At 75.2% G+C, this 9,509-nt stretch carries 8 protein-coding genes and 1 pseudogene; 1 reads left to right on the top strand and 8 read right to left on the bottom strand.

Annotated elements, in window-relative coordinates:
• Positions 1–444, top strand: a pseudogene (locus JFN87_RS29505) (diacylglycerol kinase); the annotation flags it as partial.
• Positions 445–490: 46 nt separating this feature from the next.
• On the opposite strand, the gene JFN87_RS29500 reads toward JFN87_RS29505, so the two are convergent.
• From JFN87_RS29500 to JFN87_RS29465, 8 genes are all read right to left on the bottom strand, one after another.
• Positions 491–1,084: a Uma2 family endonuclease gene (locus JFN87_RS29500; RefSeq protein WP_209344978.1), complete on the bottom strand. Its 594-nt coding sequence runs from the start codon at positions 1,082–1,084 to the stop codon at positions 491–493.
• A gap of 136 nt (positions 1,085–1,220) precedes the next feature.
• Entirely contained in the window at positions 1,221–1,880 is a 660-nt protein-coding gene (locus JFN87_RS29495; protein WP_209344976.1) for a response regulator, read from the bottom strand.
• Complete coding sequence (locus JFN87_RS29490) at positions 1,877–3,241, bottom strand: sensor histidine kinase (protein ID WP_209344981.1); 1,365 nt, start codon at positions 3,239–3,241, stop codon at positions 1,877–1,879. The genes JFN87_RS29495 and JFN87_RS29490 overlap by 4 nt, the downstream gene beginning before the upstream one ends.
• Positions 3,242–3,426: 185 nt before the next feature.
• Positions 3,427–4,464, bottom strand: coding sequence for an alpha/beta hydrolase (locus JFN87_RS29485; protein WP_209344974.1), 1,038 nt, complete (start codon positions 4,462–4,464; stop codon positions 3,427–3,429).
• Positions 4,465–4,596: 132 nt separating this feature from the next.
• The gene (kynU, locus tag JFN87_RS29480; protein WP_209344972.1) at positions 4,597–5,907 is read right to left on the bottom strand and encodes a kynureninase; all 1,311 of its coding nucleotides are present in this window, start codon (positions 5,905–5,907) and stop codon (positions 4,597–4,599) included.
• 4 nt (positions 5,908–5,911) lie between these two features.
• Positions 5,912–6,736: a tryptophan 2,3-dioxygenase family protein gene (locus tag JFN87_RS29475; RefSeq protein ID WP_245182513.1), complete on the bottom strand. Its 825-nt coding sequence runs from the start codon at positions 6,734–6,736 to the stop codon at positions 5,912–5,914.
• A 460-nt stretch (positions 6,737–7,196) separates the two neighbouring features.
• On the bottom strand, positions 7,197–7,610 hold the full coding sequence (locus tag JFN87_RS29470) for a DUF3151 domain-containing protein (protein WP_209344968.1): 414 nt from the start codon (positions 7,608–7,610) through the stop codon (positions 7,197–7,199).
• Between the two features lie 2 nt (positions 7,611–7,612).
• Complete coding sequence (locus JFN87_RS29465; RefSeq protein ID WP_209344966.1) at positions 7,613–9,193, bottom strand: MFS transporter; 1,581 nt, start codon at positions 9,191–9,193, stop codon at positions 7,613–7,615.
• Between the last annotated feature and the right edge of the window lie 316 nt (positions 9,194–9,509).

Below are 9,509 nucleotides of genomic sequence, written 5' to 3'. Positions count from 1 at the left end.
GGGTCCGCCCGTGGGTCCGGCCGGGCGCCCCGGCGTGCGCCCGGCCGGAGGGACGCGCGCGCGGGGGGCGCGGTGTGGGACGCGTGCCGCTTCGTCGTCCGCGGCCTGGTGCGCCCCGCGGCGGCGGCTCCGGGGCCTTCGGTGACGCACCGGCTGCGGGTGGAGGCCGACGGTGTGCTGCTCAGCGACCTGGACAGGCCGGTGGCGGGCGTCGCGGTGAGCGCGCCGGGGGACGGGTACGCGGAGGTGGCCGTCCGGCTGCCGGGCGGCGGCGAGCCGGTGCGGGCGACGGCGGCGGCGGTGACGATCTCGGGCCCGGACTTCCGCTACCACGCGGACGGACGGGTGGCGGGCCCGGTCAGGACCCGCACCTGGACGCTGCACCCGGCGGCCTGGAGCCTGACGCTCCCGGCCCACCCGGGCGGGGACGCGCCGGCGTGGTGAGCCCGCCGGCCCACCGGCCGGCTGGGCCGGGCCGCCGGCCGCCCCTTCAGCGCACGTAGTTCTTGAGCTCCTCGGTGTCCAGCTCGATACCGACCGGGTCGGGCAGCCGGACGCGAACGCCGAACGCCACCGTGTGCGTCTCCCGGTAGCCGCCGCCGTCCGGGCGCGGGTCGCTGTACACGGTGACCGTGCACGCGTCGCGATCGACCAGTAGGTGGGCCGGGATCCCCGCGCCCGCGTACGCGGGCGGCTTCTCCTTGCGGTCCCGGTCGTTGGTGTCGGAGTCGAACGACGTCACCTCGACAGTCATGAGCACCCCTGACGGATCGCCCCACTCCCCCTGCCCGGAAAAGCTGCCGCGCGGCGCGAAGCAGCCGTCAGGCCGCGCACGCCCCTTGCGGTACGTCTCGACGCGCAGCCCCTGCTCCACGTAGAGCCCGAGGTCAGGCCGATGCTGCATGCACACCGTCTGCAGCCACAGAAGGATCTCGCCGTGGTCCCCGTCCGGCACGCCTTTCACCCCGACCCGTCCGTCGATGAACTCGAACCTGACGGTGTCGGTCTCGGCGGCGGCGAACGCGGCGATCCTCTCGAACTCGTCCACGCCCATCTGCGGCGTACGGTCGGCCATGACCGTCATCGTGCACCTCCTGTCAGACGGGCACCAGCCTGACGCCCCCGCCGTGCCCCCGTCCGGCATATGCCCGTCGATCACTCGCACGAGTGGCCGCGCCCCCGCCCGGGGCGCCCGCTCCCCCGTCCGGGGCGCCCGGGCGTCAGCCCGGGGTGACCAGCCTCGCCTCGTACGCGAAGACCGCCGCCTGCGTCCTGTCGCGCAGGCCCAGCTTCACCAGGATCCGGCTCACGTGCGTCTTGATCGTGGACTCCGCCACCACCAGGTGCCCGGCGATCTCGCCGTTCGACAGGCCCTGCGCGATCAGTACCAGGACCTCGGTCTCCCGTTCCGTCAGGTCGCCCACGCGGGCGGCCGTCGGGGCGCGCGGGGTGTCCGCGAGCTTCGCGAACTCCGTGATCAGCCGCCTGGTCACCGACGGCGCGAGCAGCGCCTCGCCCGCCGCGACCACCTTGACGGCGTCCGCGAGCTGCCTGGCCGACGCGTCCTTCAGCAGGAACCCGGAGGCGCCGGCGCGCAGCGCCTGGTAGACGTACTCGTCCAGGTCGAACGTCGTCAGGACGAGCACCTTGGCGTCCGCGTCCGACGCGACGATCTCGCGCGTCGCGTCGATGCCGTTCATCTCCGGCATGCGGATGTCCATCAGCACCACGTCGGGGCGCAGCTCGGCCACGCGCGCGACCGCCTCGCGGCCGTCGACCGCCTCGCCGACGACCTCGATGTCCGGCATGGCGCCGAGCAGCACGGAGAACCCCTCGCGGACCATCATCTGGTCGTCCGCGACGACCACGCGGATCGTCACTCCCCCGCCTCCGCCGTACGGCCGCCGGGCCTGTCCGCCCCTGGCCGGTCCGCCCCCGGCCTGTCCGCCCCTGGCCTGTCCGCCTCGGCTCGTGCGGGCACCGGCAGGAACGCCGCCACCTCGTACCCGCCGTCCTCCGTGCCGCCCGTCGACATCTCGCCGTCCAGCATCGCCACCCGCTCCCGCATCCCCGTCAGCCCGTGGCCCGCGCCGGGCGACGGCTTCACGAGCCCCTGCGGCGCCGTGTTCACCACCCGCAGGCCGAGCCCGCCGAGCACGTACCCGATCTCCACCCTGGCCGTCGACCCCGGGGCGTGCCTCAGCGCGTTGCTCAGCGCCTCCTGCACGATCCTGTAGGCCGACAGCTCGACGCCCTGCGGCAGCGTGCGCACCGCGCCGGTGACGGCCTTCTCCGCGTCGAGGCCCGCCTCCCGCACGTTCTTCAGCAGGCCGTCGAGGTCCGCGAGCGTCGGCTGGGGCGCGTCAGGCGCCTGGTAGTCGGCGGCGCGCACGACGCCGAGCACGCGGCGCAGCTCGGTCAGCGCGGCGACCGCGTTCTCCCGTATCGTCGCGAACGCCTGCTCAAGCTCGGGCGGCGGGTCCTGCACCCGGTAGGGGGCGGCCTCCGCCTGGATCGCCACCACCGACATGTGGTGCGCCACGACGTCGTGCAGCTCGCGGGCGATGTTCGTGCGCTCCTCCAGCAGCGTCCGCCGGCCGCGCTCCACCGCGGTGACGCCCTGCTGCACGGCCACCTCGTGGCGCGCGGACGCCCGTACCTGCACGACCGCCACCACCAGCAGCGCCATCGCCGCCAGCACCAGGATCGGGCCCATACCGCCGTAGTAGCCGGTGACCGCGGAGGAGAGCATCCCGTAGGCCGCCGTCAGCGCCCACATCCACAGGGCGGTGCGCGGCCGGGTGCGTGCGGCGACCACCGTCATGACGACCAGGTGCCCGGCCAGCGCGCTCGCCAGGAAGGTGTCCATCCCGTACGTGCCGGCGCCTGCCAGGCCGAACACCACCGTCTCGGCGGCCGAGACCCACCAGGCCAGCGTCGGCCGCACCAGCGTGAGGCACACCGCGACGACCGGAAGCAGCGCCGTCACGGCGCGCAGCGGGCCGCCGCCGGCCATGCCGATCAGCAGGACGACGAGAGCGGCGAACAGGACGAGGGCGTGCGGTGTCCACACGGCGTAGACGCGCAGCGAGCGCGGCACGTGGCGCGACACCGGGCCGTCGAGACGCATCGGGCGCAGCGGCCGGTAGGCGAGGACATCGGTGAACAGGTCCTCGCGCAACCCGTCGACCAGCCCGCGGGCCACGCGCATCTCGGGGCTCTCGGACGGGGCGGGACCCATGGAGCCCCCCGCGCCTGTCCCGGATCCGCTTCGGGTGTTCCTGGCAGTTTCGGTCACACTGCAACGGTAGGCGGCGCGGGCCCGCACGGAGTCCACAGTGATGCTGATCCTGCGGGGTCCGTCCCAGGTACTACGCGCGCGCCCGGCGGCGTACGGCGTGGTGAGGTGCGGCCCGCGCCGCGTCGTCACCAGGCGAGTTGGGCGATCTCCTCCGCCGCCACCGCGCACGCGTCCGCCGCCGGGTCCACCGGCGGGAAGTGCCCGACGCCTTCGAGCAGTGTGAGACCCACCGTCTCGCCCGCGCGCGACGCCGCGTCCACGAACGACTCGGCGATCACGTACGGCACGGTGGTGTCCTCGCGGCCCTGGACGACGGTGGTCGCGATGCCGGTCGGCAGCAGCAGCGCCGGGTCGACGATCTCCTGGCGCTGCTTGAACTCCTCGCCCTCGCCGAGCAGTTGGTTCACCGCACCGTGGCACACCGCCAGCTCGGCCGCGAGGCCGAGGTCCGCGAGCGCGCCGAGTGCCACCACACCGCGCAGCGGCGGCGCCGCCGCGAGCCGCCACGGCGAGCCCTGCGGCAGCACGTGCCGTGCGGCCGCCCACAGCGCGAGCTGCCCGCCCGCCGAGTGGCCGGCCAGCACGGTACGGCGCGGGTCCGCCCGGGGCAGCGCCTCGCGTGCCAGCGCGGGGAGGGCGTCGAGCGCGGCCGCCACGTCCTCGAACGTCTCCGGCCAGCGGCCCGCGGGCGGCGGGCCGTCACCCGCGGGCGGCGTGCCGTCGCCCTCGTGCGGCACGCCGGGGCCGCGCCGGTACTCGACGCCGGCCACCGCGAACCCCCGCCGCGCCAGGAAGCCGGCGAACGGCGAGAGGTGCGTGCGGTCCACGCGCTCGCGGTAGGCGCCGCCGTGCAGGAGGACGACCAGCGGCGCGCTCGCCGCGCCGTCCGCCCTCGGGGCGTAGAAGTCGACCACCTGATCGGGGTGTTCGCCGTACGCCGCGGTGACGTCGGGCGCCACGGCGGCGTGCGAGAACAGCGAGTCGTGCTCCGCCTCGTCACGTCCGGCGTCACGACGATCGGCGTCACGACGCCCGGCGTCACCACGTCCGGCGTCACCACGTCCGGCGTCACGTCCAGCATCACGACCGGTGTCACGGCCCGCCTCACGCGTCCCGCCACTGCGGCAGTCGTCCACGGGTCCGTGCGCGACGGCGTCCGGCATGCTCGTCCAACCTTTCGATGCGAGGGCGGAATTGGCCCGACCTGCGGGGACGCTACCAGCACATCGGGCCCTTGATCACTCCGCGTGCACGCGGGCCCGCCCGCCCCCGGGGGCCGTGGGCGCCTCAAGCGCTCAGGCGCCCACTTCCGCCAGCACACCGGCCAGCACGCGCGCCGCGCGCTCCGCGTGCGCGAACCCCACGTACAAGGGCGTGAAGCCGAACCGCAGGATGTCCGGTCTGCGCAGGTCACCGACCACGCCGCGGGCGATCAGCGCTTCCATCACATCGGGTGCCTCCGCGCACCGCAGGGCGACCTGGCTGCCCCGCTCGGCGTGCGCGGCGGGCGTCAGCGAGGCGACCCGGCCGGGCGGCGCGTACGCGGCCACGCAGTCGAGGAAGAAGTCCGTCAGCGCCAGGCTCTTGTCCCGTACGGCGGCGACGGTGACGGCCTCGTGGTCCCACACGTCGAGCGCCGCGTCGACGGCGAGCAGCGACAGGATGTCGGGGGTGCCCACCCGGCCGCGTACGGCCCCCTCGCCCGCCGCGTACGCGGACGACATCGCGAACGGGTCCGCGTGCGAGTTCCAGCCCGGCAGCGGGGAGTCGAACCGGCCCTGGTGGCGCTCGGCGACGTAGATGAAGGCCGGGGCGCCGGGACCGCCGTTGAGGAACTTGTACGTGCACCCGAAGGCGAGGTCCACGCCGTGCTCGGCCAGCCCGACGGGCAGCGCGCCCGCGCTGTGGCACAGGTCCCACGCGGCGATCGCGCCCGCCTCGTGCACGGCGGCGGTGATGCCGGGCAGGTCGTGCAGGCGTCCGGTGCGGAAGTCGACGTGGTTGACGAGGGCGACGGCCGTGCGCGGCCCCACCGCGCGCGGCACGTCGGCGGGGTCGACGGGCACGAGCCGCTTGCCGGTGAGGCGGGCGGCGGACTCGGCGATGTACCCGTCCGTGGGGAACGTCGTCGCGTCGACCACGATCTCGTCGCGGTCCTGAGCCACCAGCCGCGTCCCGGCGACGAGCGCCTTGAAGACGTTGACGCTGGTCGAGTCGGAGACGACGACCGTGCCGGGGCCCGCGCCCACAAGCGGCGCGATCCGGTCGCCGACCCGCTCGGGCGCGGTCCACCAGCCGCTCTCGCCCCAGGACCTGATCCCGAGGCTGCCCCACTGGCGCGTGACCACGTCCCGCAGGCGCTCGGGCAGGTGGGTGGGCAGGGCGCCCAGCGAGTTGCCGTCAAGGTAGACGGCGTCGATGCCACCGCCGGGGCCGCCGCTGTCGCCGCCGTCGCCACCAGGGAGCGTGAACAGGTCGCGTACGGGGGCGAGCGGGTCGGACGCGTCGAGGCGCGCGGCACGCTCGGCGAGCGCCGCGCGGTCGGCGTCGCGCTCGCGGTCGTGCTCGCGCTCGGCCGCGCGCTCGCGGGCCGGGGTCGTTTCCATGCGCTCAGACACGGCCACGCGCCGTCCACAGCTCGGGGAAGACGGGTTGCGCCGCGCGCTTCTCCAGCCATGCCACACCCGCGGAGCCGCCCGTCCCCGCCTTGGAGCCCATCGCGCGGCGCGTCGCCACGAGGTGGTCGCCGCGCCATCGCGACACCAGCTCGGCGACGTCCGTCAGGGCCTCTCCCAGGCGGACGAGCTCCGCCTGCTGGTCGGGCTCGGCGTACACCGCGGCCCACACCTCCTCAACCGCCGTGACCGGCTCGTACCTGCGGGTGAAGTCACGCTCGAGCACCTCGCGCGGCACCGGCAGCCCGCGCCGGGCCAGCAGCCGCAGCACCTCGTCGTAGAGGCTCGGCTCGGCGAGCGCCTTCTCCAGCTCGGCGTGGACGCGAGGCGCGCCCGTGTGCGGCACGAGCATCGACTTGGACTTGTCGCCGAGCAGGAACTCCATGCGCCGGTACATCGCGGACTGGAACCCCGAGCCCTCGCCGAGCGCCGAGCGGTAGGAGTTGAACTGCACGGGCGTGAGCTGCGCGAGCGGCCGCCAGGACGCGTTCAGCGCCTCCAGCTCCCGCATGGACCGCTTGAGCGCGTCCATCGCGTCGGGCACGCGGTCCTCGCGCAGGGCGCGGGAAGCGGTCTCCCACTCGTGCACGAGGACGGTGAACCACAACTCCATGACCTGGGTCGTGACGAGGAAGACCATCTCGCCCGGGTCGTCGGACAGGAGGTGCTGCGCGTGGGTGAGGACGTCGGCCTTGACGTAGTCCTCGTACGGGGTGGTCCCCGCGAAGTCGAGATTCGGGGTCTCGGGATCCTCGGACATCGCTGTCTCCGTATGCATCTCCCGGGTAGCGGTCCGCCCCTTCCCTGACGACTGGTCTCGGAGCCCCGGTCCCCTCAGCCGCAGCATAACGGCCCCGCCGCGCCCCCGCCCGCCCCGGCGGACCCGGCGGCCCCGGCCGCACGACCGCGGGCCGGGCGGCGGAAGACCCGCGAGGCGCGGGGCAACGGAACCCGGCGGGTGGCATGGAAGCCGGCGCCAGCCAGGTGCGGCGAGGCCATACGCCTGCGGTCCCACAGCCACCTGCGGGGCCCAGCACGTGCCCCAGGCCTCGCGGGTCGCACCGGGCCGCCCGGACTGCGGCAGCGGTCCCACGGGCCGGTTGCCACCGCAGGGCCACCGCAGGGCCCGGCGGGCCGGGGCGGCGGCGTCGAACCACCGCCAGGTTGGTCACAGCTCCGCCGCCAGGCGCCGCACGGCCGGGCAGGCCGGGCCCGGGCCGTCAGCCCAGCGTGTCCGCCGCCGCCGGCGACGAGTCGCGCAGGAACGTCGCGCAGCGCTCGTACTCGTCGTCCTCGCCGATCTCCTGCGCCGCCCGCGCCAGGCCGTGCAGTGCGCGCAGGAAGCCCCTGTTCGGCTCGTGCTCCCACGGCACGGGGCCGTGGCCCTTCCAGCCCGCGCGCCGCAGCGCGTCGAGGCCGCGGTGGTAACCGGTGCGCGCGTACGCGTACGACTCGACGACGCGGCCGCCCGTCCACGCGTCGTCGGCGAGCAGGGCCCAGGCCAGCGAGGACGTCGGGTACTTCGCCGCCACATCGGCGGGGGACACGCCCGAGGCCAGCAGCTCGCGCGGCTCGGGGCTGTCGGGCAGTTCGGTGGGGGGAGGTCCCCCCAGCAGGTTCTCGTGGATCGCCATACCTACAGTCTGCCTTGCGCGGGCGGCGGATCGCCCTGCGCGGGAGGCGGGACCGGATCGGCACGGTCGGGTTCGAGCGGGGGCGCGGACAGCCCGCAGTTGATCCTGCACTCCGGATGGACGTGCGGCTCCTCGCCCACCGCACCGGCCCCGGCCGGCTCCTCGGCGGCCGTGCCGGCCGTGCCGGCCGTGCCGGCCGTGCCGGCCGTACCGGCCGTACCGGCCGTACCGGCGGTCCTGACCGTGAGGAACGCGGTCACAGAACCCACCAGCAGGATGCCCGCGCACATCGGCATCGCCCGGCCGAAGGCGTGGTCGAACGCGGACGCCGAGCGGTACGCCTCCGGGCCCATGCCGGCGAGCAGCGGCAGCGCGGCCACCGCGATCAGGCCGGCCGCCCGCGCCGCCGCGTTGTTCACGCCGCTGGCCAGGCCCGCGCGGCCGGTGTCGACGGAGGACAGCACCGTGGACGTCAGCGGGGCCACCAGCGTGACCATCCCCGCGCCCTGCACCAGCAGCGCGGGCAGCACGTCCGGCAAGTACGAGGAGTGCGGGCCCGCCCGCGTCATCAGCAGCATCCCGCACGCGCACAGCAGCGGCCCGACGGTCAGCGGGATGCGCGGCCCGATCCGTTCCGCGAGCTGCCCGGAGCGCGCGGAGAACAGCAGCATCAGCACCGTCGTCGGCAGCAGCGCCGTGCCGGCGGCGAGCGCCGAGTAGCCCACGACGACCTGCAACTGGAGCGCGGACAGGAAGAAGAACCCGCCGAAGGCCGCGTACACGCACAGCGTGACCAGGTTGACGGTAGTGAACTGGCGCGAGGAGAAGATCGACAGCGGCAGCATCGGATCGCGGCGCCGCTTCTCGACGAGGACGAAAACGGCGCCGGCCACCAGGCCCGCGGCCCCCGCCCACCAGTCCTTCGCGATCAGCGCGTACGTCACGAGCGCGAGCGCCGCCGCGCCGAGGCCGGCGCCGAGCCCGTCGAAGCGGCCGTGGTGCGCCGGGTCCCGCGTCTCGGGGACGTGGCGCAGCGCCACCGGCACGCACACCGCGGCGAGCGGCAGGTTGATCAGGAACACCCAGCGCCAGCCGGGCCCGTCGACCAGCCAGCCGCCGACGAAGGGACCGACGGCCGCGCCGACGCCGCCGAGCCCGGACCAGATGCCGACGGCGCGCGAGCGGTCGTCGGGATGGAAGCTGGCCTGGATGATCGCGAGCGACCCCGGGGTCAGCAGGGCGCCGCCGATGCCCTGGAGGGCGCGGGCGGTGATGAGGACGCCCGTGTTCGGGGCGAGCCCGCACATCAGCGAGCCGAGCGCGAACCAGACGACGCCCGTCACGAACACGGCCCGGCGGCCGTAGCGGTCGCCGAGCGAGCCGCCGAGCAGGATCAGCCCGGCGAGGGTGACCGTGTAGGCGTTGACGATCCACTGCAGGGCGCCGAGCCTGGCGTGCAGGTCGTCGCCGATGTGGGGCAGCGCGACGTTGACGACGGTGGAGTCCAGCAGGGCCATGCTGGAGCCGAGGACGGTCGTCAGGACGACCCAGCGGCCCTTGGCCGAGGACAGGCGGATGTCCATACGTGGATCATCCTCGCCGCACGGGCACTTGGCCATCCGGTCGACGCGGCGAACCGGCCGCGTCGGCCGGGCGTCGGACGTACGGGGCCGCCGCGTACGCGCCCGGCGTACCGGGCCGCCGCGCACCGGGCCGCCGCAGATCGGAAGAGCGTGTGTCTCAACTCCTGTCTCCGGTGTATCTTGGATGCCGTCTTTTGCTTGGAAAAAAGGGGGGGGGGGGGGGGGGGGGGGGGGGGGGGGGGGGGGGGGGGGGGGGGGGGGGGGGGGGGGGGGGGGGGGGGGGGGGGGGGGGGGGGGGGGGGGGGGGGGGGGGGGG

Source organism: Streptomyces montanisoli, from assembly GCF_017813245.1.
Lineage (GTDB): Bacteria > Actinomycetota > Actinomycetes > Streptomycetales > Streptomycetaceae > Streptomyces > Streptomyces montanisoli.
The sequence above is the reverse complement of the archived record's forward strand: the minus strand, read 5'-3'. Positions and strand labels throughout refer to the sequence as shown.